The organism is Mucilaginibacter sp. CSA2-8R, from assembly GCF_038806765.1.
GTDB lineage: Bacteria > Bacteroidota > Bacteroidia > Sphingobacteriales > Sphingobacteriaceae > Mucilaginibacter.
In genome coordinates this window covers 886,524-908,869 of sequence record NZ_CP152389.1, presented here as the reverse complement: position 1 = coordinate 908,869, position 22,346 = coordinate 886,524, and the positions used below count along the sequence as shown (strand labels likewise).

Genomic DNA, 22,346 nt, shown 5'->3' with positions numbered 1-22,346 from the left:
AATAGGTTAATATATCAAAATTATACTTTTTTTACTGCTAACGCGTCTTTCAGCTCATTTTTAAGCAACAAAACTGTTTTGTTTAAAATTGGATGCCTGAGCTCAGGCGCAATTTCGGCCAGTGGCTCCAAAGTAAACCTCCGGTTATGCAGCTCCGGATGCGGAACAATCAAGTTTGGCTCATCAATAGTTTCTTCTCCGTAAAAAAGAATATCAATGTCAACCGTACGCGATCCCCACTTTTCCAGGCGCCGTCGTCCCAGCATAATTTCTATGTTTAGCAGTTCTGCCAATAACAGTTGTGGTTGCAGTTCTGTTTGTATCAATAACACTTGATTTAAATAGTTGGGCGCATCAGTTTTTCCCCAGCTCTGCGTTTCATAAATACCCGAGCATGCCATAATTTTACCGGCGCCTTTTTCAATGTAACGGGCAGCATCCTGCAAATACAATTGCCGGTTGCCCAGGTTACTGCCCAATAGTAAATAAACGTCAACCATGTTGTAACAAATATTATATATGCTGCTCTAAACGTTATATTGTACCCGATTAATAAGTTTGCATAGATAATTCAATTAATATAGTTAATGAAACAATTTTTCAAGTTTGTACTGGCTACCATTGTGGGCGTATTTGTGGCAGGTTTGGTTTTAGTGGTAGTATTTGTGGGCATCATTGTGGCAGCCAGCAGCGATAAGGAAGTAAAAATTGACGACAACTCCATTCTTACCATATCACTCAAAAACGCCGTACCCGAACGTACGCCTAACAACCCTTTGGCTAATTTAAGCTTTTTAGGATTTGACGAAGATAAAAGCCTTGGCCTGAACGATATATTAGCCAGCATTAAAAAAGCAAAAGACGATAAGCAAATTAAAGGTATTTACCTGGCCGATAACTTAACCTTATCTGGCCAAGCCACCACACAAGAGATACGCAACGCCTTGATTGATTTTAAAAAATCTAAAAAATTCATCATTGCTTATGCCGAAGTATATACCCAAAGTTCATATTACCTGGCTTCGGTAGCCGATAAAGTTTATATGAACCCTAAGGGAATTTTTGACTTTGCGGGCATGAGTCAGCAGATTACCTTTTTTAAGGGTGCACTTGATAAATTAGGTGTAGAGGCGCAGATAATTAAGGTAGGCACTTACAAAAGCGCAGTTGAGCCATTCATACTCGATAAAATGAGTGATGCCAACCGCGAGCAGGTTACCTCCTACTTAGGCTCATTAAACAACCAGATGCTTAGCGGCATTAGCAACAGCCGCCACATTAACAAAGACAGCCTGTTTAACATTGCCAACAATCTCAAAGTTCGTATGCCTGAAGATGCAGTTACCTATAAACTAATTGACGGCTTGAAATACAAAGATGAGGTATTGAACGAATTAAAAGGCCTCACTAAGGTTGACTTGAAAAAGAACCTGCACGCCGTAACCATTGAGAGCTACGCCCAAAATGATGGTGACGATGAAAGCGATGGTGATAAAGACACAGACAACCAGATTGCCATGGTTTATGCCTCGGGCGAGATTAACGGCGGTAACGGAGATGATAACACCATTGGATCAGACCGCATTTCGGCTACATTACGCCAGGCCAGGTTGAATGATAAAGTGAAGGCCGTAGTATTGCGTGTTAATTCTCCGGGCGGTAGCTCTTTAGCTTCGGACGTAATTTGGCGCGAGGTGAGCCTGACCAAAAAGGTTAAGCCTGTCATTGTATCTATGGGCGATTATGCAGCCTCTGGCGGTTACTACATTGCTTGTGCAGCCGATTCTATATTTGCCGAACCTAATACTATTACCGGATCGATAGGCATATTTGCCATATTACCTAACATGCGTGGATTATTAACAGGCAAATTAGGACTTACTTTTGACGGGGTTAAAACCGGTAAATATGCAGATTTAGGTGATGCAACCCGTCCGCTTACACCCGAAGAGCGGGCTATACTGCAAAACCAGGTAAACCGCGGTTATGGCGACTTTACCGGTGCTGTAGCTGCCGGCCGTAAAAAAACTACTGAGTACATCAACAGCATTGGTCAGGGCCGCGTTTGGACGGGCGAACAAGCCATCAAAATTGGTCTGGTAGATCGTTTAGGCAACATCAACGATGCCGTTGCCAGCGCTGCTAAAAAGGCAGGTCTGAATAAATACAAAGTGGTAGCCTACCCAGAGCAAAAAAGCTTTTTGAAAAGCTTAAGTAATGACATGCAAAGCCGTGTACAAACCCGCCTGGTAAAGGCCGAATTAGGTGAAACTTACACTTACTACCAGCAGCTTAAAACCATGCAGCAAATGATGCATACGCCGCAAGCCCGCCTGCCTTTCTTTGCAACCATGAAGTAACATACCTATCCTTTATAAACGAGTAAAGCCACCCAAAGAGGTGGCTTTACTCGTTTTAATACGTTTTAATTATTAGCTTAAAATTCCAGCATTAAACCGCCGGTAGCTTGCAGTTTAATCCATAAGCCGTCGGTAACATCGGCAGATTTAAATTCAGCATCACTCAGCAAATCTTTAAATATTACAGAACCGTTCAGCGCAAACTTTTGCAGCAAATCAGCAGGTAATTTGATATTAATGTCCTGTTCGTGCCGGTTAAAATTAACAGCAACCAGGATGCGCTGCTGCTCTGTATAGCGTAAGTACAGGTAGATGCGCTCGTTAAAACCCGCGTTATGCTCGTTAGCTACCATTAGCTCATAAAATTCACCTTCGTAAATAGCCGGGCATTGGCTGCACAGGTTGAGCAGCTTACTGTAAAAGTTGCGCAGGTGATGCTGGCTGTCCGACAGTTGTGCGCCGTCATAAGCACCTCCGTTCAACCATTTCTGGTGCTCGGGCACTCCCCAATAATCAAAAATGGTAGTACGCCCATCACCGCCGCTAAAACCGTTGGCCCCGGTAGCCGGCTCGCCTACCTCCTGACCGAAATAAATCATTACCGGTCCGTCGGCAAGCGTGGCCGTAACAATCATGCCGGGTACGGCCAGCCATGCATCACCGGCAAAAAACTCCGAGGCAATACGCTGCTCATCATGGTTTTCCATAAAGCGCAGCATCCGCTCGTCAAAGCCACGGGTATCATGGTTCCATACGCGATTAATATCCCAAGTACTGGCCCCCGGCTCGTTGCGGGTTAATCGCTTCAGGGCATCGTACAGGCCTACTTTATCATACAGGTAGTCAAACTGTCCGTTAAATAAATAGTTGTGGTACTGCCCGGTTTGGTAAGCTTCACCAATAAAAATAAGGTTGGGGTAACGCTGCTTCATTTGCGGAATAATCCATGCCCAAAACTCCGAGGGTACATACTCCACCATATCGCACCTAAAACCGTCAATACCTTTGTCGGCCCAAAAACTCAGGATATACAGCATTTTTTGCCACACCGGCGGGATTGGCTCAAAGTGCATATCGTAACCTTTGCTAAAGTCTACGCCGTAGTTCAGCTTGATGGTTTCAAACCAGTTGTTGATAGATGGACTCGCTGTAAATATATCGTCTCCGGTACCCTTGGCCGGGTTCTCGTTAAACCGGCCATCTTTTAAAGGACTGGCAAACCCACCACCACCGGGGTCGTAGCCTTCAGGTACTTTAAACGCTTGTCCGGGTATATAATAAAAATCATTGGTTGGCTTGAACGCTTGGCTTACATCATCGTCCTCGCCAAAATTGCGCACATGTGCCGGCTTAGCATCCGATTGGTAGGTGCGGGCCACATGATTGGGGACAAAATCAATAATTACTTTTAAGCCCTGCTGGTGGGTTCGCTTTACCAAAGCTTCAAACTCAGCCATCCGGTTAGGTACATCTACGGCCAGGTCGGGGTCAACATCATAATAATCCTTAATAGCATAAGGCGATCCTGCCCTGCCTTTTACCACGTCCGGGTCGTCAGGTTTAATACCCTCGGCACTGTAATCGGTCATGGTAGCATGTTCAATAATGCCGGTATACCAAACATGGGTAAAACCCATCTCTTTGATGGCTGTTATTGCTGCGTTATTGATGTCGTTAAATTTACCGCAGCCGTTTTCGGTAATAGACCCATAAAACTTGTTAGTGGTATTAATGTTGCCAAATAAGCGGGGCAGTACCTGGTAAATAATTAGCTTGTGCTGAGTTGCTTTCAACGTCATGATGTATTCAGAGCAATATTAAAGTTTTTTTGTTTGATGATGAACTACGCCGGCTAAATACAGCAACAATATTAATCAGGCTTATATTAATTATCTCATGCCCTCAAAAGAAAATACAAACCTTGGAAACAGTATACATTACTACAGCCAAACTCCTATATTTAAGCAACATAATACCGTTACGGCAACCGCAATGAAAATATTAAAAGCCTTTATAACTACCGGTTTAACAGCAGTGTTAATATGGGCATTGCAGACCCAATTTGGCCCTATCCCGCCGTTGGGTAAATTTTTAAATCCGGCAACAGGCTTTTGGCAAAATGCAGAAAACAAGCGCATCATCACACAGCGCGAATTAAAACTTCCGGGTTTGCAGGATGAGGTTGTGATTAAGTATGATGAACACCGTGTACCGCACATATTTGCCAAAAACGAGCACGACCTGTATTATGCGCAGGGCTATGTAACCGCTACCGACCGGCTATGGCAAATGGATATTCAAACCCGGAGCGCCTCTGGCCGACTGGCCGAAGTAGTGGGTGCTAAAGCGCTTGAAACCGACCGCTATCACCGCCGAATGGGTATGGTTTACGGCGCCGAAAACTCATTGCGGGCTATGATGAAAGACTCACAGACGCGGTTAGCTGTTGAAGCATACACAGCAGGCATTAACGCCTATGTGCACAACCTGGATGTGAAAGATTACCCGATTGAATATAAATTACTGAACTATAAGCCCGAAGAATGGAAACCTATCAATTGTGCTTTTTTACTAAAGTTGATGTCGGAAACCCTTTCGGGCGGATCTGACGAGTTGCAGATGACTAACACCTTAAATAAGTTTGGCATTGCCGTAACGCAGGATTTGTTTCCGGACCATAACTATCAGGAAGACCCCATTATACCTAAGGGCACACCGTGGAATTTTAAACCGTTACCGGTTCCGCCAGTTTCGGCCAGCTTTAAAGCACAAATGGCAGGTATGGGTAAACCGGCGGGTAAAGTTGAAGGTATTGGCAGCAATAACTGGGCAGTGGCCGGCAACAAAACTGCTTCAGGCTATCCTATACTGGCCAATGACCCGCACCTGCGCCTCAGCTTCCCATCTCTCTGGTATCAAATTCAGTTAAGTGCACCGGGGGTTAATGTTTACGGCGTATCGCTGCCCGGTGCCCCGATGATTATTATTGGCTATAACGATAAAATAAGCTGGGGTGTAACCAATACCGATGCCGATGTGCTGGACTGGTACCAGGTTAAATTTAAAGACGCCGGCAAAAATCAGTACTGGTACAATAATCAATGGAATAATGTTAGCCGCCGAACCGAAGTGATTACGGTGCGCGGTGAGCAACCCATTACCGAGAAAGTGATTTATACGCATTACGGCCCTGTAGTTTTCGAGGACTCGGTATCGAAAAAAAACCATTCCAATCTTCCGGCCGGGGCTGCGCTGCGCTGGATAGCTCACGATGGCTCTAACGATTTAAAAACATTTTATCTGCTTAACCGCGGTAAAAATTATGCGGAGTACCGTAAGGCTTTAACCTTTTATACCGCACCGGCGCAAAACTTTGTTTTTGCCAGCTTGGGTAAAGATATTGCCATTACGCCTAATGGAAAGTTTCCGTTAAAATTTGCCGACCAGGGTAAATTCATTTTAGACGGAACCGACAAAGCCAACGACTGGCAGGGCTGGATACCTGCCGAGCAAAATCCTACGGTTAAGAACCCGCCACGAGGGTTTGTGAGTTCGGCTAACCAATCACTAACCGACAAAACTTATCCTTACTACATCAACTGGCAGTTTGGCCCTTACCAGCGTGGCACCCGCATTAACACCCGTTTAGCTGCTATGGATAAGATTACGGTGGATAGCATGCGCCTGCTGCAAACCGATAATTACAGCATCACAGCGCAAGATATTTTACCAACGCTAATGGCACAGATTGACTCAAGTAAATTAGACAATAACCAGTTAAAAGCGCTGGATATTTTAAGGCAATGGGATAAAAGATATGATGCCACTTCGGTGGGCGCCAGTATTTTTGATGCCTGGTGGCGTAAGGTTTATACCCTGACCTGGAAAGATGAATTTGGCGACGACAAAGCAAATTTGCAATGGCCATCGCGCGACCGCACTATTAAAATGCTGCTTACCCAACCACATGCCAAATGGTTTGACGACGCTAACACACCAGGTGTAGAAACTGCTGAAGACATTGTGAGTGCCGCCTTTAACCAATCGGTTAATGAGCTGTCGGTTAAACATGGCAGGCCCGGCCCTGGCTGGCATTGGGGTAAAGTTAGGCCAACCAGTATTGACCATTTAGCCGCATTAAAAGGATTTGGAACGGGCAATTTTGAATCGGGCGGCAGTAGTAACCTTGTCAACGCCATTCATGAAGGCGCCGGTCCATCATGGCGTATGGTAGTGCAAATGGGGCCAACGGTTAAAGGCTATGGTGTTTTTCCGGGCGGCGAGTCGGGTAATCCGGGCAGCTTTTATTATACCGACATGCTGCAAACTTGGAAAGACGGTCAGCTTAACGAGTTGCTGTACTTACGCTCGGTAGACGAAAAATCTGACAGGATAAAATCTGTTACGCTACTCAAAAAATCTATTAAGTAACAGGGTAATTTAATTCTTTTATAATCACTATGCTATTTGTACTTCTTTTGATCTTAAGCCTGGCAGCCAGTTATATCTTACCTTGGTGGACGATTGCTATCATGGCCTTTGTTGCATCACTGCTGATGGCTAACCGGGCAGCGCAAGCCTTTTGGTCGGGCTTTGCAGCCTTGTTTTTAGCCTGGATGGTTTTGTCGCTTTTTAAAAGCATGCCCAACGAACATCAGCTGGCCGAACGGGTGGCCCAATTATTCGGCCTGCCGCACTGGACTTTACTGTTACTCATTACCTGCGTTATTGGTGGCTTGGTGGGTGGCCTTTCGGCCCTGTCAGGCTATTACATCAAACAGGTGGTAATGCCATCAACCGTTAAACAATAAGGCGATAGCCATAAATAATTAGCGGGCCAAACGTTAAACACGCGGCCCGCTAAGGATGGAATATTGAATATTAGTTATTGGCTTATTTTACAAACCTTTTAATGCTGCTTTTAAGCTTACCACTGCCGAAGCGCTGCTTTTATTGGTTTCGAAAATTTGCTGAGAGGTTACGCCCGAGCCATAAAAGCTGGCATTGGCCGATTTGTCGATTGACAGGTTTGATCCGTTTACGCTGATACCGGCAAATAAACCACGGCTGCGCGAATATGAGTAAACCTCTGCTTCCAATTTATGATCAGTGCTGGCAGTTGAGCTGCGGCCAACCGGTCCGGCTGCGGCCGAAATATCACCGCCAATGGTAAAGTCGCCGTTTTTAACCTTGGTTAATACGCCTTTATGCTTAAACACCAATACTAAATCAACAGATTGCACACCAATCTGAAAACCAATACTGCCACCGGTAAGCGTAATAAATACCGGGTCGCTCCAGCTTCCGTCAGGCAGTTTTACGGTGGCTACACCTTTACCCCGCTTGCCGCCAATACCAAAACCGGCGTTAATTAATTTAGGAATAATTACCATACCTTCTGTTTGTTTCAGTAGCTCTTCGGGTATAGTTTCAGTAGACCCCGTGAAGGTTTTTAATACCTGGGTAGCGGATTGAATGCGCTCGGTTTCTTTACCGGCGTTTTGCGCTGAAGCCATAACAGCAATAAAGCTCAGCAGCAAAGTGGATGAGAATAATCTTAACTTTTTCATAAATATAGATATTAATTTACCTACGTCTATAACAAAGTTTATCGCCGTATGCTTTTAAAATATTGTTAAATGGTTGTAATGTATAATTGATAATAACGTGTTAAACAAGCCGGCGTGTTATCTTTGCAGTATGCCAATGCCCACTCAGCAGCAGATTTTTGCCATCAGTACCACTCAGGCCTTTACCCAGGCTGCGCTGCAAACCTTTAATTACCAGGCACTCAATTGTACTATTTACCGCGAGTTTATTAAAGGTTTAAATATTGACCCCAACACGGTTACTGATTTTAGCCAGATTCCGTTTTTGCCCATCGAGTTCTTTAAAAACCACCAAGTAGTAAGCAGCAAGGAGCAACCGCAGCTTACCTTTACCAGTTCGGGCACTACCGGCATGATTACCAGCCGGCATTTAGTTACCGATGTGAGTTGGTACGAGCAAAGCTTCAGGCAGGCATTTCAACTGTTTTATGGCAATATCAGGCAATATTGCGTGTTGGCTTTATTGCCGGCATACCTGGAGCGGGCAGGTTCATCGTTAGTATACATGGCCGATGATTTAATTAAACAGTCGGGCCATCCCGACAGCGGCTTTTATTTATATAACCATTCCGACCTGTATCAACAATTGTTAAAACAGCAGCAGGCCGGCACTCCTACCCTGCTTATTGGTGTTACCTTTGCACTGCTCGACTTTGCCGAGCAGCATGCTATAAACTTCCCAGAGCTGATTATTATGGAAACTGGGGGCATGAAAGGCCGTCGTAAAGAGATGATACGTGAGGAATTGCACGATATTCTTTGCCGGGGCTTTGGCGTAAGTGCCATCCACTCCGAATACGGCATGACCGAACTTTTATCACAGGCTTACTCTAAAGGCGAAGGTATTTTTAACTGCCCCCCCTGGATGCGCGTGCAAACCCGCGATACTAACGACCCGGCAACACCCGTAGGTTACGGCAAAACCGGCGGTATCAACGTTATCGACTTAGCCAACTTAAATTCCTGTTCGTTTATAGCTACCCAGGATTTAGGTAAAATTTACGAGGATGGATCATTTGAGGTATTGGGCCGATTTGACAACTCTGACATACGGGGCTGTAACTTATTAATTGCTTAATTAAGGGTTAGCAATTTAATCAACAACCCACCCATAGCTATTCGTCAAAATTAACGCTTACCCGCAGCGCTTTCAGCCCCACTACGCCCTGTAATTCTTCCAGATCAAGCATTTCTATTTCGGGCAGTAACATGTCTTTATCTTGCAGCTGTTTGATGTAACCAATATGCTCATCTGCTTCGGCCTGGGTAAAGTATACTAAGGCGATTTTACCAGGCTGCGTAAGGCGTTCGGTGCTGTTATGCAGCAAAACCTTATCAATCCGCTTCTTGATAATTTCGTAGCGAATGTTGTAAGCTCCTTCCACATCAAACCGGCGCTCATCACTCCTGAAACTGATATCAATAGGCTGGCTATGGATAAAAATGAGCTGCGTGGTTTGTAAGGCAGCGGGCATTTTATCCAGCAGCTTATGCGTAAGCCGCGCGGCATCCACCATGGAGGTTAACTGCCACATGCGCATTTGACGTAAAAAATCAATTTGAAAAGGCTGTTTAGGCGCTATAGCCTGACCAACGTAAACATCATACTCAACCCCATCAGTCCTGAACTTTTCAAAATAACACGGAAATATCTGTTGCAGCCTTTGCTCGGCCTTTTCAAAATAAGTATTAACGGTTACGTTAATCATCTGCATTGCCGTTTCTAACCGGTTACGCTGGGTAAAGGCGGGGCCTTCGCAGTCCTGAGCAATCATATCCAGGTAACTGTCTACAATCTCTGCAGCTTCGGCATTTTCAGATTTAAAATGAGTTAGTGTTAAACCTGCATCTCTTTCTAAAAACTCGTCAATCAGTATTTCATCGCTCGTGTTAATCTGATCGTTAACTACAAGCATCCATTTGTTTGACCTCTCAATCAATTCCTGCCATTGATGGCCAGGATATTTTTCGTCCAGCGTGAGCAATATTTTCAGCAAAAGCTTCAGTACGCGCTTCATATCTTGCTGCAGCGCCTGGTTGCGCTCAACGGTGGAGTTGCGCACATCAATAGCTCCGTAAAGCGGATATACATCTTTAAAGCTAATGATGCTTTGACCTGTCTGTTTACGTTTAGATCTAGGATTTTTTACATAATCCCAAGCTGTTTCGTTAAACTTCCATTGTACGGCAGGTTGTATAGAGGTAAAATTATCTTTGATTACCCGATCAATACAAGCATTAAAATGTTCAATGCTGTTTTGCAGCAACTGTGCAATATGCGGAATGGCAAACTCTAACCGCGATAGCAGGTTTTCGTAAAAAACCAGGCGATTCTCGGAGTAAATCTCCATCATACCGGCGATGTGCTTATTGTAAAAAACAGGAATCACGGCGTAAGATTTGATGCCGGCCTCGCTCAAGGTTTTTAAAAAGAAAAACTTTTGCTGCCTTGCTTCCGAAAGTGAACTAAAAAATACCGCCTTCGGATTTTTTTCATAACGGTCTACCAGGGCATGGTAGGTTTCTTCAGCAACGCCATACTTTTGAGCAGCCTGTATCAGGATGCTTTCTGAACAGGATGACAAATCGAACAATGGCTCGCCGTTAAGTTTTAAAAATGGCAGTAGTCCAAAATGTACATCGCTATTCTCGGTTAAAATCTCGAGCGATTTGATGACGCTTTTATAAAGCTCTTTCTGGTCATCGTTAGGATTAATAATGGCGTTTCTGATATCCTCGATAGCACGGCGGGGGGTTACATCCTCGAGAGTAATGACAGAAAAACCAGTAAGCTTGAATAAACTGAGTGGTAATATTTCTGCCAGCACATCTACCCCGTCCTCATTGTGTAAATAATTTTCGATGGTTTCAAAATCGAGTTCGGGCAATGGACCTTTTACCTCAATATCCACAAAAGTGGTATCAATATGGATATGGTAAAACCGGTTTAAACCGGTTTCGGTATCGGTATAAGAGTAGTAAGTATTATCATTAAGTACTGAAGTAAAATGATATAGCTTTTTAAGAATATGCCGGTAAACATACTGCTGTTGCTGATGATAAAATACTTCATCATCGGTAACCATAGAGTGAGCTGCCTCTCGGATATCACGACTGGTAATGAGGCTATGAAAAGCATCCGTACTGTAAAAAACGCAATTAGGTACCGGTGTGCTTAAAGCCCAGTAACACTCCTTTTCGCTCAGTAAAACCGGCGAGAGCGTGCCATAAATTAACTCGAGCAAATTGGCGTTATGCTGTGCACGTTCGGGATCGTTTAAAACGCTATCAAGGTCTTGACCTTCCTTAAAGTGCTCGAGCACAAAGCTATAAAACTTGGATTTGATACTATCCTCCGTTTTTAACCGGTTTTGCAGATAGCTAACAAACGGTTTAAACGACAACGCTGTATCAATCAGCTTTAAGTCGGCCAGATCTTTGTTTATATAAAATGACTTTGTTTGCATGGACAGCGCCTTGTACGGTAACCAAATGAGTTGGATACTTAAAATTCACTTTCGTTTAAAAACGGTGATAGATTGACAATGTTATTAAAATTACCGTTTACCAAAATAAGTAAATTTTAAAATGCTGCCACGGCTAAATTCGTCGCCTTCGTTAGAAATGTACAGGTTACCCTTGCTGTCAAATGCTATGCCTTCGGGTTGTAAAAAATTTTTACGATTAAGCGCATAGGTATTAGTTACCTGCCAATTTTGATTGGCAACTACTAGCAAGCTATTAACCGACGATACAATATACCACTGCTTGGTGACAGGATTTTGCGCCATAGCCGACGGCCTAAACTTTATTTTATCGTCTTTAGTTAATTTAGTAATCTGGCTAACCTCTATTTTAAAGGTTCCGGCCTTTTTTATGCTATCGTTGGGTAAAACATCAAAAATGTAGCCCGTACTGCTTTGGGTAGTTTTCTCATCGTCACAATTTTTGCATAACACGTACAGTTTGTTTTTGGCGTCGTCGGCATACAGGCTTTCATACTCGCCTGCTGGCAGGAGATCTTTATGTTCATGCACATTGCTAAGTTCTTGTTCTTTTATTTCGCTAAGCGGAAAGGTGTATAGCTTACCATTACTTTTAAGCACAATAACACGGTCATTGCAAATGGCTACATCCTCGTAGTCGCCGTGTTTGGCAAATTTAGTGTGCCCTGCTTTCATGCGGTCTGATGGGTGGCCGTAAAAAAGTTTGCCGTCTTCATCTTCAATGGCGTAAATGGTTTTGTTATCGCCTTTGTTAAAGGCAATGCCCGAAATTTCCAGCAGATCGTCTTCCATTTTATAACGTTCAGGTTCTTTTAAATTATAACCTTGAGGACTGACATATTCCTCTTGCTGCTGGCTGTGGGCGCACGAGATCCCTAATACAGCAATAAGTATCAAAGTATAAATGGAAGTACTGCTTTTCATAAATTTAAGTGGTTTGTAATGGAACTTTGCCGGCTTTTGCCTTTAGCAAATTGTAAATCTCCAGTTGAGACCTTACGGCAGGCTCACCTTTTTTAACAGGAATATTATTTAATTGTGTGTCAATATGTACAGCTTGTGTATTGTCGCGTAGTTGTAACTCAACAATCTGTAAAATCTCTTCTTTAATATCGGCATCATAAATCGGGAAGCATACTTCTATCCGATGGTAAATATTGCGGTTCATCCAGTCGGCCGAGCCCATGTATACTTGCGGGTTACCATTATTGCCGAAGATAAAAACGCGGCCATGCTCCAGGTACTTATCAATAATCCGGGTTACGGTAATGTTTTCGCTTTGTCCGGCTACGCCTGGTATTAAACGGCAAATGCTCCGCACAATCATTTGTATTTTGACACCAGCGTTCGAAGCTTCGTACAATTTATTAATCAGCTTTTCTTCTTCTAAATTGTTCAGCTTAATGGTAATGGAACCGGGCAGCCCCTGCTTTACATGGTTAATTTCATTATCTATCAGTTCCATAAAGCGTTGCTGCAAGTTAAACTGTGCTACCAGCAACTGGTTAAACGGCATGATGCCTGCATCAGCAGGTTTTTGTTTTTTAGCCAAAAAGATAAACAGCAACTCCATTTCGCGCAGCAGGGTATGGTTGCCTGTGAGCAGAATATGGTCGGTGTAAAAGCGGGCTGTGTTTTCGTTAAAATTGCCGGTGGCCAACAACCCCCTGTACAGCGTGCGGTTGCCCGATTTAAGTTTGACTAAAGCAATTTTAGCGTGCACTTTCAGTGCAGTAACACTGTAAATAATTTTGGCTCCGGCTGCACGAAGCTTTTTGGCCCATTTGATATTATTAGCTTCATCAAAACGGGCTTTTAGTTCAACCAATACATTTACCTTTTTTCCGTTTTTAGCAGCGCTGATCAGGGCGTTTACAATTTTTGAGTCGCTGGCTACCCGGTACAGGGAGGTGTAAATCTCTTCAACATCCGGCCGGATTGCCGCTTCGTTAAAAAAGCGTAAAATGGTATCGTAACTATGATAAGGCGGATGCAAAAGATAATCTTGCAAGCCAATCTGATTTAAAACCGATTGCGTTTCGGGCAAAGCGGCAAAGTGTAATGCCGGCCATTTTTCCGCTTTCAAAGAGGCATCGCTTATTGGTAGATCGGCTAAATCTTTCAGGTTATGATACATACCCCCTGTTACTAAACTGCGTTCGTTTACAGCCAACCACTGGCAAACCTGATGTAATACCCTTAGCGGTACACCGGGCTGATGCAAGAAGCGGGTAGCTAAACCATAATCGCGCTTTCGTAATTGCCGCTCCAGCGCGTCAGCTAAATCGCCACTGTATTCGTCTTTAAAATCTAATTCAGCATCGCGAGTTATTTTAAAACTGTAGCACCCGCTTACCTTTTCGGTAAATACTTTATCTAAATTGTGCCTGATGATGTCATCTAAAAAAACGATGTACTGCTCATCCTGATCTTCTATACTAAAGAAACGCGGCAGCTCGTCTGAAGGGATGTGCATCACCACCATTTCTTCTTTCTCTTCTTTACCCAGCAGTATGAGTAAATAAAGCTGGTTATTTACAGGGAAAAAGTCGCTGTTTGCGGAGAGCCTTACGGGCTGCAAAAAGGCCATTACCTGGCTTAAAAAGTAACTGCTTACCTCTTGTACAATTTGTGGCGGAAAGGGTTGATTATACAACAGATGAACACCCTTATCATGCAACTGAGGCAAGATGGACTGTGTTAGCATTTGCCCATATTGTTCTTGCTGCTGCCGTATTTGCTCTTGAGCGTTGCTTAAATCGTCGGGCTGTACACTTCCCGGGGTTAAATCTTCTTTACGTTTTTGCAGTTTGTTTAAAGCCTGCAATACCGGCATACGTACCCGGTAAAACTCATCAAGGTTGGAAGAGTAGATAGATAAAAAATTGATCCGCTCGAGTACTGGTAAAGTATCCCTATTAGCTTCCTGCAGTACACGCTCGTTAAATGACAGCCAGCTCAAATCACGATTAAAGTATTTAAAATCCATGATTTTAATGTTTACCCTGACCGTTAATAGCCGATGCAATAATAAATGCTAATACAGACGCAATAAGCCCAAACATAAAAATATTGTACGATATACGCAGCAAGCGGTATTTGCGCCCCAGCACCACACCTTGTGAATATACATCAATAATTAAGCTGCCGTACAAAAACTCGCGGTCGGCCATAACATTACGCATTCCGGCTACATAATCCGGCAGGCTCATGCGGTAAAAATTACCAAAAAACAGCAGGTTAACCTTTTTATTATCCACGTCCTCTGCCGAAAACCGCCCCTCGGGCAATGACGGCCGGGTAGCCAGTATGGCAAAAATCATAGTGGTTAAACTTACCACCAGGATTATAAAGGTTGGAATTACCAGGTAACTGTAATCTTCAAGCCGACGCAGTAATAAACTGATAATAGCTGACAGAATAATTGAGTTAACAGTAATCATGATGTGAGCTTTATTATCAGCCATATCGCTCAAACGCTGGTGGTTACTCGAACTTACCCTGAACATGGTTTCTATACCTTTATCAGGCCGCTCTTTTTTCTTAACGTCTTTCTCTTTAAATACGCTCGTATCGTTAGCGGGCGTGGTTGAAGAAAATAATGGAATACCTGCCGGGCTTGCGTTTTTCTCGGGCGCTTCTCCCTTGGGCTCTTCTTCCTCTGTTTTGTTTTTTTCCATCCATTCAGCCTCTTTGTCTTTAAGGCGCTGAATATTTTTTTCTTTCTGGTCGCTCAGCAGCATTTTAGCATAGTCAGTATGATAATGATGCGCCTGCATAAAACGAATGGTTTTGTGACGCCAGTCTTGCTTGCTGAAATCACAATTGAGTGCAGTTTTGCACTCTTTGCGCATCAGCTTGTTCTTGTCGTCAAAGTCATCGGTGCCTAAATGGAACAAATCAGCATCGCAGATAATTTCCTGCAATAACCCGTTGGGCCGCTGCGGAACTTTGGTAGCCATAATACAAGCTTTAACCTGCTGTATTACATAATCGTCGGCCTGCTGCGCTTTCAAAAACTCTTCGGCTATTTGTGCGCTATGCTCTTCGTGGTTTTCCAGGCTTTTCAGGTAACCGGTATCATGAAACCATGATGCTGCTACTACTATAAAAAAATCTTTATCATCTAACTGGTAGTGGTTGGCAATTTGCACAGTCGCAGCCGCTACATCTTCGGTGTGCCGGCGGTTATGGTAAATCAGGCTTTCGCTGTTTTGTATCTTAAAATACGACAAAACGTGCTGCTTTACTCGCTCCAGCAGTTGTTGGTAGTTCATAATAAGGCGATTAAAAAAAGTTACTAATATGGATAAGTATCTGATCGCATGGACGCCGTTACCCAATTGTATTGCATAATAATAAAAATTATATCATTTGGTTTTAGCGCATAACCGGCTTTTAAATTTAGCTATATCATTTGCAAAAAAACAACGGTAGGCAAACTGTTAAATTTTATGCTATTTTGCTTTTGCTATTCGGTATATGTTAAACTTTACGGCCTCAACCTTGTACTTATGATCATGAACCGCGTTGGGTACTTAACTACTTTTGCTTCTATAATATTTGTGTTGCTTTTTTTGCCGGCACAAGCGCAGTACGTTCAGGCCTTTGCCCCAAGGCATTTAGACGACCGCATTATGATGAACCTGGCCGACAGCCGCACGCCTGCCAAAACCGATTTCTATTACACCATGTCAAAAACAAACTTGTACGGCAACGCACTGGTACCTGCAGGTTTACTAGTTGGCGGACTGATTGACAACAACAAAGAGATGCGCCAAAATGCCTTATATGTAGCCAGCAGTTCGGTTATATCATACGGTTTGGTATTGCTGGTTAAAAAACTGGTTAAGCGTCCGCGGCCGTTCAGAGGCAATTTTAGGGTAATACCGGTTTACATTGCAGGCGACTATTCGTTTCCTTCCGGCCATGCTTCTTCATCTATCAGTACGGCAACTGCCCTATCAATTGCCTACCCTAAATGGTATGTAATGGCGCCTGCCTTTTTGTGGGCTGGATCGGTTACCTATTCGCGTATGTATCTGGGCTTACATTACCCATCTGATGTTACAGTAGGTGCATTAGCCGGTGCAGGTACGGCTGTCTATTTTAATACCATCCGTAAGCGGATGCAATAGCGGCTTTTTATTAAACTCCTATACCATTCGGCTTGGCTTTAAAAGGCTAAACACGCCTTGTTAGATTGTCGTCTATACTCAAGTATTTTTATATTTTTGCCTGTTGCAATTAAGCCTTTTTTAGGCATTGCTTTCGATGCATGGATATTTCAGTTGTTGTACCTTTATTAAACGAAGTTGAATCGCTGCCCGAACTTACCACTTGGATAAGCCGGGTAATGCAGGAGCACAATTTTACCTACGAGGTATTACTGGTTGATGATGGTAGCCGCGACGGATCATGGGAGATGATTTGTAAGCTACATGCACAAAACACCTGCATTAAAGGTATCAAGTTCAGGCGTAATTATGGAAAATCGGCCGCGTTAAATACCGGCTTTGAGGCAGCACAAGGTAGTGTAATTATTACTATGGATGCTGATTTGCAGGACAGCCCAGACGAAATACCCGAATTGTACCGCCGTATCACCGAAGAAAACTACGACTTAATATCGGGCTGGAAGGCTAAACGATACGATCCGTTAAGCAAAACCATTCCTACCCGTTTATTTAACGCGGCCACCCGCAAAATGTCGGGTATTGATAACCTGCACGATTTTAATTGCGGCCTAAAAGCTTACCGCAAGGCCGTGGTAAAAAACATTGAGGTGTACGGCGAAATGCACCGTTACATTCCGGTAATTGCCAAATGGGCAGGGTTTACTAAAATTGGCGAGCAGGTGGTTGAACACCGTGCCCGCAAATACGGCACTACCAAATTCGGGATGAGCCGCTTTATCAATGGCTTTTTAGATTTATTGTCTATATTTTTTGTTGGCAAGTTTGGCAAGCGCCCCATGCATTTTTTCGGCTCATTGGGTGTGCTTAGCTTTTTTGTAGGCTTGGTAATGGCCATCTGGATTATTACAGAAAAACTCATCCACATTGCCCATAACGAGAAATACCGCGACGCTACCGATAACCCTTTATTTTACCTGGCGCTGGTGGCTATCATTTTAGGTTCGCAGTTATTTTTAACCGGCTTTGTGGCTGAATTGGTAGCTCGCAGTTCGAGCGAGCGTAACAAATACCAGATTGAAGACCGAGTATAATCGAAAATTTTTCGTTTATCCTATACATTTCCGCTCAGGTTTATTTAACTATTAATTATATCATCTGTATAATTGCACGCTTGCCCAGTAAGCAGTCCGTTAACAATGTTTTTTTCTATCATCATACCGCTTTATAACCGCCCGCAGGAAATTAAAGAACTGCTGGAAAGCCTTACCCGGCAAACCTACCGGCAGTTTGAGGTACTGGTGATTGAGGACGGCTCAGTTAAGGATGCCAAACACATTGCTGAAAGCTTTAGCGGGCAATTAAACATTCATTACTATTTTAAACCCAACGAAGGCCAGGGCTTTAGCCGTAACTTTGGCTTTGAACGTGCAAACGGAGACTATTTTATCATTTTCGACTCGGACTGCCTTATCCCGGAAAATTACCTGGAAGTAGTTAACCATCGCCTGCAAACCGATTACCTAGATGCTTATGGCGGACCCGATGATGCCCATGAATCGTTTACCGATATGCAAAAGGCCATTAGCTATTCCATGACTTCGCCTTTTACTACCGGCGGCATACGCGGCAATAAAAAAGGTATCGGGCAGTTTCACCCACGCAGCTTTAACATGGGAGTATCCCGCCAGGTATGGGAAAAAGCAGGTGGCTTTATAATTACCCGCTTGGGCGAAGATATTGAGTACAGCATCCGCATACATACGGCCGGTTTTAAAATCGGGTTGATACCTGAAGCCAAGGTGTATCATAAACGCCGAACAAGCTACGCACAGTTTTACAAGCAGCTTCATTTTTTTGGCAGGGCACGTATTAACATCTATAAATTTTTCCCTAACGAGTTAAAGCTAGTACACTTTTTTCCGGCTGCGTTTACATTGGGCGTGTTGTTCACCATCATTGCCAATTTATTAGGTTGGGGTATTGCCATACTCGGCAACTTTATACTGGCGTTGTTTAGTTTATTGATATTTTTTCACTCCTGGTACAAAAACAAATCGTTAAAAGTTGCATTTTTGAGCGTGGGCGCAGCCTTCATTCAACTTGTAGCTTATGGCTTGGGCTTTATGCAGGATTTTTGGAAGCGCGTAATTTTTAAAACATCATAAGCACTTATGTATCATCCTTTTTCCATTGCCGACACTATCAAAACTGCATGGAAGGTCATTAAAGAGAATTATGTAATCTTAATTGTTTTTACAATGGTTACTTTTCTGGGCGAAATGGCGAAGGACGCTCTATCAGTATATTTTTCCCAATATTCAGTAACAGCGCAAATTTTAGGAGCACAAATTATTTCCATTGTTGCAACCTATCTTACTCTATCATTCTATAAACTTTTATTAACTCTTATTGATAAGGAGTATTATGAATTTGAGTTTAAGGATATTCTTCCATCTTTTAAGATGGTTTGCTATGCCGTTTTGATTGTGATTGTATTTAGAATAATCTATCAAACTTTACTTTTTATAGACTTCAGAATTGTTAAAAACGGCTTTCTACTTTATTTTCTATTACTTGTTGAAGCTATCGCGATAGTGTATTTCTTGATTAGATTAATTTTTTGTCTATGCTTTATAGTAGACGATGATTCAGGACCTTTAGAATCATTACAACAGAGCTTTGCAATAACCAAAAACAATTTCTTCAAGCTGTTAAGTATGGTACTCATTGTATTTGGTTTTGTAGCCCTGATACTGCTTGTCGTAAATGGAATTATCACAATTTTTGTAGAGCAAAATAAAGCATTAGACGCATATTTGATAGAATTTGGAGCTATCCTTTGGTTTGCTATAACTTTCCCAACAGTTCAAGTTGCAATTATAACAACCTACCGTAAGCTTGTCTACAGCCATAAAGACGTAGACGACGACGTATCTGAAACTTTGTAAGTATGGGTTTAAAATCGGTATTGAGCAAATGGTTTGCCGCCTGGGTAAACCGCGATTTAGAAAACCTACGTCACAACGCTGTAGCCCTGCAGCAACAAACCCTGCAACAACTAATAAAGCAAGCTTCCGGTACCGCCTTTGCCCGCGACCATCAGTTTGGTCAAATTAAAAATTATAATGACTTTAAATCACGCGTTCCGGTACGCGATTACGAAGATTTACGGCCTTACATCGACCGGATGACTGGTGGCGAACCCGACGTTTTGTGGCCAGGCAAACCTGCTTATTTAGCTAAAACATCAGGCACTACATCGGGGGTTAAATACATTCCGATTTCTAAAGAAAGTATGCCCGAGCATATCAGGGCTGCCCGTAACGCATTGCTCAGCTACATACACGAAACCGGTAACGCAGATTTTGTGGACGGTAAAATGATCTTTTTACAAGGTAGCCCCATTATGAGCGAAAAGGCTGGTATTGCTGTAGGCCGATTGTCGGGCATAGTAGCACACCACGTACCTGCTTACCTGCAAAAGAACCGCCTGCCGAGCTATGAGGTGAACTGTATTGAAGACTGGGAGCAAAAAGTAGATGCTATTGTGGAAGAAACTTATGCCCAGGATATGCGCCTGATTTCGGGCATCCCGCCTTGGTGTCAGATGTATTTTGACCGTCTTTCGGCTAAAGCCGGAGGCAAAAAAATTAAAGATATTTTCCCTAACTTTAAACTGTTTGTATACGGCGGTGTAAACTATGAGCCTTATCGCGCCCGCGTCGAAGACAGTATAGGCTTTGGTATCGACACTATCGAAACTTACCCTGCCTCAGAGGGCTTTATTGCTTTTCAGGATTCGCAACAAGATAAGGGCCTGTTACTGCTGGCTAATGCAGGTATATTTTACGAATTTATACCGGCCGACGAGTATTTTAATGATAATCCAACCCGCCTTAGCCTGGCCGATGTGGAAATGAATAAGAACTACGCTCTTATTTTAAATACCAATGCTGGTTTATGGGGATATAGCATCGGAGATACTATAAAGTTTACCTCACTTAAACCGCATAAAATTGTAGTTACTGGTCGGATTAAGCACTACATATCTGCCTTTGGCGAGCACGTTATAGGCGAAGAGGTAGAACACGCATTAATGACGGTAGCCCGGCAGCAAGGTATAGATATTGTTGAGTTTACGGTAGCCCCGCAGGTTACCCCCGCCGAGGGCTTACCCTACCACGAATGGTTTATAGAATTTGGTAACCCACCTGCAAACCCACAGCAGTTTGCCGAACAGGTTGATAAAGTACTGCAGCAAAAAAACATCTATTACTTTGATTTAATTGAGGGCAACATTTTGCGCCCCTTAATTATCAGAAGTTTACAACCGGATAGTTTTATTAACTTTATGCGCTCGCAAGGCAAACTGGGTGGCCAAAATAAAGTTCCCCGTTTAGCTAACGACCGCAAGATTGCTGATGCACTTGCCAATTATATAATTTGATTACACACTTAAATTACCCGTCACAAACCAGCAAACCAAGCTGTTGCAGCTTACGTAGGTTTTGATTATTGTACATAATGTCTGTTTCGTCTTCTGCTGATATAAAATATATTGCTGTACTGGGTTCAACAGGCAGCATTGGTACACAAACGCTCGAGGTAATAGCCGAAAATCCCGGCCGTTTTAAAGCACATGTGCTTACCGCTCACCGCAATGCCGATTTGCTGATTGAGCAGGCGCTGCAATTTAAACCTGCTTATGCCGTTATTTGCGAGGTTAACCTGTACGAACAGGTTAAACAGGCCCTGGCACATACCGAGGTAAAAGTATTAGCCGGTTACGAGGAGGTAAAAAACATCGTAACCCTGCCCGAACTGCACATTGTGCTAACCGCCATGGTAGGATTTGCCGGCTTGGAGCCTACTATCAACGCCGTAAAGGCCGGTAAAGATATTGCCTTGGCTAATAAAGAAACATTGGTAGTTGCCGGCGAACTGATTACTGCTTTAGCCAAAGAGCACCAGGTAAAACTGTTACCGGTAGACTCCGAGCACTCGGCCATTTTTCAGTGCCTAGCGGGTGAAGAACAAAATCCGATTGAGAAGATAATTCTTACTGCTTCGGGCGGTCCCTTCAGAGGTAAAAACAACAATTTTTTAGCCAACGTAACCCGGCATGATGCACTTAAGCACCCTAATTGGGTCATGGGGGCCAAAATCACTATTGACTCGGCCTCTCTGATGAACAAAGGCCTGGAAGTGATTGAGGCTAAGTGGCTGTTTGATTTGCAACTGGAACAAATAGAAGTCATTGTGCATCCGCAATCTATTATCCATTCGCTGGTGCAGTTTGAGGATGGATCGATGAAGGCGCAGTTAGGATTGCCTGATATGAAGTTGCCGATACAATACGCTTTAGGTTACCCCGAGCGGATTAAAAATCAGTACAAGCGGTTTGATTTTATGGCTTACCCTAACCTAAGCTTCGAAAAGCCCGATCTGGAAACGTTTAGAAATCTGGCACTGGCTTTTGAAGCATTAAAAGCTGGCGGCAACATGCCATGCATTATTAATGCAGCTAACGAGGTAGCGGTGGCAGGTTTTTTGGCCGATGAGGTTAGCTTTTTAGGAATGAGCGAAATAATTGAGGCCTGTATGAAACAAATGCCTTATGTGGAGAGTCCAACATTAGCCGATTATTTGAATACTGATAAAGAAACACGCATCTTAGCGCAAAATTTAATTAGAAAAACGCCGTTTAAGGCATTGACGGTTTAGAACGTACAA

The 22,346-nt window shown here is 43.3% G+C and carries 17 protein-coding genes; 10 read left to right on the top strand and 7 right to left on the bottom strand.

All coding sequences use genetic code 11. From position 1 onward, the window contains the following. Positions 1-20 precede the first annotated feature (20 nt). Positions 21-500, bottom strand: a complete 480-nt coding sequence (folK, locus tag AAGR14_RS03905; RefSeq protein ID WP_342647293.1) for a 2-amino-4-hydroxy-6-hydroxymethyldihydropteridine diphosphokinase — start codon at positions 498-500, stop codon at positions 21-23. Positions 501-587: 87 nt separating this feature from the next. Between folK and sppA the strand changes: the two genes are divergently transcribed. Then, positions 588-2,360 (top strand): signal peptide peptidase SppA, encoded by a 1,773-nt coding sequence (gene sppA, locus AAGR14_RS03900; RefSeq protein WP_342647292.1) that lies wholly within the window; start codon positions 588-590, stop codon positions 2,358-2,360. A 77-nt stretch (positions 2,361-2,437) separates the two neighbouring features. Here the strand turns inward: sppA and AAGR14_RS03895 are convergent, their stop codons facing one another. Beyond that, positions 2,438-4,159 (bottom strand): alpha-amylase family glycosyl hydrolase, encoded by a 1,722-nt coding sequence (locus AAGR14_RS03895; RefSeq protein WP_342647291.1) that lies wholly within the window; start codon positions 4,157-4,159, stop codon positions 2,438-2,440. Between the two features lie 193 nt (positions 4,160-4,352). Here AAGR14_RS03895 and AAGR14_RS03890 point away from each other — a divergent pair, with 193 nt between their 5' ends. Together AAGR14_RS03890 and AAGR14_RS03885 are read left to right on the top strand one after the other, a co-directional pair. After that, positions 4,353-6,791, top strand: coding sequence for a penicillin acylase family protein (locus AAGR14_RS03890; RefSeq protein ID WP_342647290.1), 2,439 nt, complete (start codon positions 4,353-4,355; stop codon positions 6,789-6,791). A 29-nt stretch (positions 6,792-6,820) separates the two neighbouring features. Continuing rightward, entirely contained in the window at positions 6,821-7,171 is a 351-nt protein-coding gene (locus AAGR14_RS03885) for a hypothetical protein (RefSeq protein WP_342647289.1), read from the top strand. Between the two features lie 87 nt (positions 7,172-7,258). On the opposite strand, the gene AAGR14_RS03880 is transcribed toward AAGR14_RS03885, so the two are convergent. Next, entirely contained in the window at positions 7,259-7,930 is a 672-nt protein-coding gene (locus AAGR14_RS03880; protein WP_342647288.1) for a lipid-binding SYLF domain-containing protein, read from the bottom strand. Positions 7,931-8,060: 130 nt separating this feature from the next. On the opposite strand from AAGR14_RS03880, the gene AAGR14_RS03875 reads away from it, so the two are divergent. Beyond that, positions 8,061-9,047 carry an acyl transferase gene (locus tag AAGR14_RS03875; protein ID WP_342647287.1) on the top strand — a complete coding sequence of 329 codons (987 nt, stop codon included), beginning with the start codon at positions 8,061-8,063 and terminating at the stop codon, positions 9,045-9,047. A 37-nt stretch (positions 9,048-9,084) separates the two neighbouring features. Here the strand turns inward: AAGR14_RS03875 and AAGR14_RS03870 are convergent, their stop codons facing one another. The 4 genes from AAGR14_RS03870 to AAGR14_RS03855 form a co-directional block, all read right to left on the bottom strand. Further along, positions 9,085-11,436: a hypothetical protein gene (locus AAGR14_RS03870; protein WP_342647286.1), complete on the bottom strand. Its 2,352-nt coding sequence runs from the start codon at positions 11,434-11,436 to the stop codon at positions 9,085-9,087. 90 nt (positions 11,437-11,526) lie between these two features. Continuing rightward, the gene (locus AAGR14_RS03865; protein ID WP_342647285.1) at positions 11,527-12,399 is read right to left on the bottom strand and encodes an SdiA-regulated domain-containing protein; all 873 of its coding nucleotides are present in this window, start codon (positions 12,397-12,399) and stop codon (positions 11,527-11,529) included. 4 nt (positions 12,400-12,403) lie between these two features. Beyond that, positions 12,404-14,464 carry a polyphosphate kinase 1 gene (gene ppk1 / locus AAGR14_RS03860; protein ID WP_342647284.1) on the bottom strand — a complete coding sequence of 687 codons (2,061 nt, stop codon included), beginning with the start codon at positions 14,462-14,464 and terminating at the stop codon, positions 12,404-12,406. A gap of 4 nt (positions 14,465-14,468) precedes the next feature. Then, entirely contained in the window at positions 14,469-15,752 is a 1,284-nt protein-coding gene (locus AAGR14_RS03855; RefSeq protein ID WP_342647283.1) for a Pycsar system effector family protein, read from the bottom strand. A gap of 243 nt (positions 15,753-15,995) precedes the next feature. On the opposite strand from AAGR14_RS03855, the gene AAGR14_RS03850 reads away from it, so the two are divergent. The 6 genes from AAGR14_RS03850 to AAGR14_RS03825 all read left to right on the top strand — a co-directional run bounded on the left by AAGR14_RS03850 (position 15,996) and on the right by AAGR14_RS03825 (position 22,337). Continuing rightward, on the top strand, positions 15,996-16,613 hold the full coding sequence (locus AAGR14_RS03850) for a phosphatase PAP2 family protein (RefSeq protein ID WP_342647282.1): 618 nt from the start codon (positions 15,996-15,998) through the stop codon (positions 16,611-16,613). A gap of 140 nt (positions 16,614-16,753) precedes the next feature. After that, entirely contained in the window at positions 16,754-17,704 is a 951-nt protein-coding gene (locus tag AAGR14_RS03845) for a glycosyltransferase family 2 protein (RefSeq protein WP_342647281.1), read from the top strand. Positions 17,705-17,809: 105 nt separating this feature from the next. Next, positions 17,810-18,778 (top strand): glycosyltransferase, encoded by a 969-nt coding sequence (locus AAGR14_RS03840; RefSeq protein WP_342647280.1) that lies wholly within the window; start codon positions 17,810-17,812, stop codon positions 18,776-18,778. Between the two features lie 6 nt (positions 18,779-18,784). After that, on the top strand, positions 18,785-19,561 hold the full coding sequence (locus AAGR14_RS03835) for a glycerophosphoryl diester phosphodiesterase membrane domain-containing protein (RefSeq protein WP_342647279.1): 777 nt from the start codon (positions 18,785-18,787) through the stop codon (positions 19,559-19,561). Between the two features lie 2 nt (positions 19,562-19,563). Then, positions 19,564-21,060 carry a GH3 auxin-responsive promoter family protein gene (locus tag AAGR14_RS03830; RefSeq protein ID WP_342647278.1) on the top strand — a complete coding sequence of 499 codons (1,497 nt, stop codon included), beginning with the start codon at positions 19,564-19,566 and terminating at the stop codon, positions 21,058-21,060. Between the two features lie 77 nt (positions 21,061-21,137). Further along, positions 21,138-22,337, top strand: coding sequence for a 1-deoxy-D-xylulose-5-phosphate reductoisomerase (locus tag AAGR14_RS03825; RefSeq protein ID WP_342647277.1), 1,200 nt, complete (start codon positions 21,138-21,140; stop codon positions 22,335-22,337). Positions 22,338-22,346: the final 9 nt, after the last annotated feature.

Coding starts and splice junctions, on each gene's coding strand:
- folK (WP_342647293.1), bottom strand. CDS start 500: ATGGTTGACGTTTATTTACTATTGGGCAGTAACCTGGGCAACCGGCAA.
- sppA (WP_342647292.1), top strand. CDS start 588: ATGAAACAATTTTTCAAGTTTGTACTGGCTACCATTGTGGGCGTATTT.
- AAGR14_RS03895 (WP_342647291.1), bottom strand. CDS start 4,159: ATGACGTTGAAAGCAACTCAGCACAAGCTAATTATTTACCAGGTACTG.
- AAGR14_RS03890 (WP_342647290.1), top strand. CDS start 4,353: ATGAAAATATTAAAAGCCTTTATAACTACCGGTTTAACAGCAGTGTTA.
- AAGR14_RS03885 (WP_342647289.1), top strand. CDS start 6,821: ATGCTATTTGTACTTCTTTTGATCTTAAGCCTGGCAGCCAGTTATATC.
- AAGR14_RS03880 (WP_342647288.1), bottom strand. CDS start 7,930: ATGAAAAAGTTAAGATTATTCTCATCCACTTTGCTGCTGAGCTTTATT.
- AAGR14_RS03875 (WP_342647287.1), top strand. CDS start 8,061: ATGCCAATGCCCACTCAGCAGCAGATTTTTGCCATCAGTACCACTCAG.
- AAGR14_RS03870 (WP_342647286.1), bottom strand. CDS start 11,436: ATGCAAACAAAGTCATTTTATATAAACAAAGATCTGGCCGACTTAAAG.
- AAGR14_RS03865 (WP_342647285.1), bottom strand. CDS start 12,399: ATGAAAAGCAGTACTTCCATTTATACTTTGATACTTATTGCTGTATTA.
- ppk1 (WP_342647284.1), bottom strand. CDS start 14,464: ATGGATTTTAAATACTTTAATCGTGATTTGAGCTGGCTGTCATTTAAC.
- AAGR14_RS03855 (WP_342647283.1), bottom strand. CDS start 15,752: ATGAACTACCAACAACTGCTGGAGCGAGTAAAGCAGCACGTTTTGTCG.
- AAGR14_RS03850 (WP_342647282.1), top strand. CDS start 15,996: ATGAACCGCGTTGGGTACTTAACTACTTTTGCTTCTATAATATTTGTG.
- AAGR14_RS03845 (WP_342647281.1), top strand. CDS start 16,754: ATGGATATTTCAGTTGTTGTACCTTTATTAAACGAAGTTGAATCGCTG.
- AAGR14_RS03840 (WP_342647280.1), top strand. CDS start 17,810: ATGTTTTTTTCTATCATCATACCGCTTTATAACCGCCCGCAGGAAATT.
- AAGR14_RS03835 (WP_342647279.1), top strand. CDS start 18,785: ATGTATCATCCTTTTTCCATTGCCGACACTATCAAAACTGCATGGAAG.
- AAGR14_RS03830 (WP_342647278.1), top strand. CDS start 19,564: ATGGGTTTAAAATCGGTATTGAGCAAATGGTTTGCCGCCTGGGTAAAC.
- AAGR14_RS03825 (WP_342647277.1), top strand. CDS start 21,138: ATGTCTGTTTCGTCTTCTGCTGATATAAAATATATTGCTGTACTGGGT.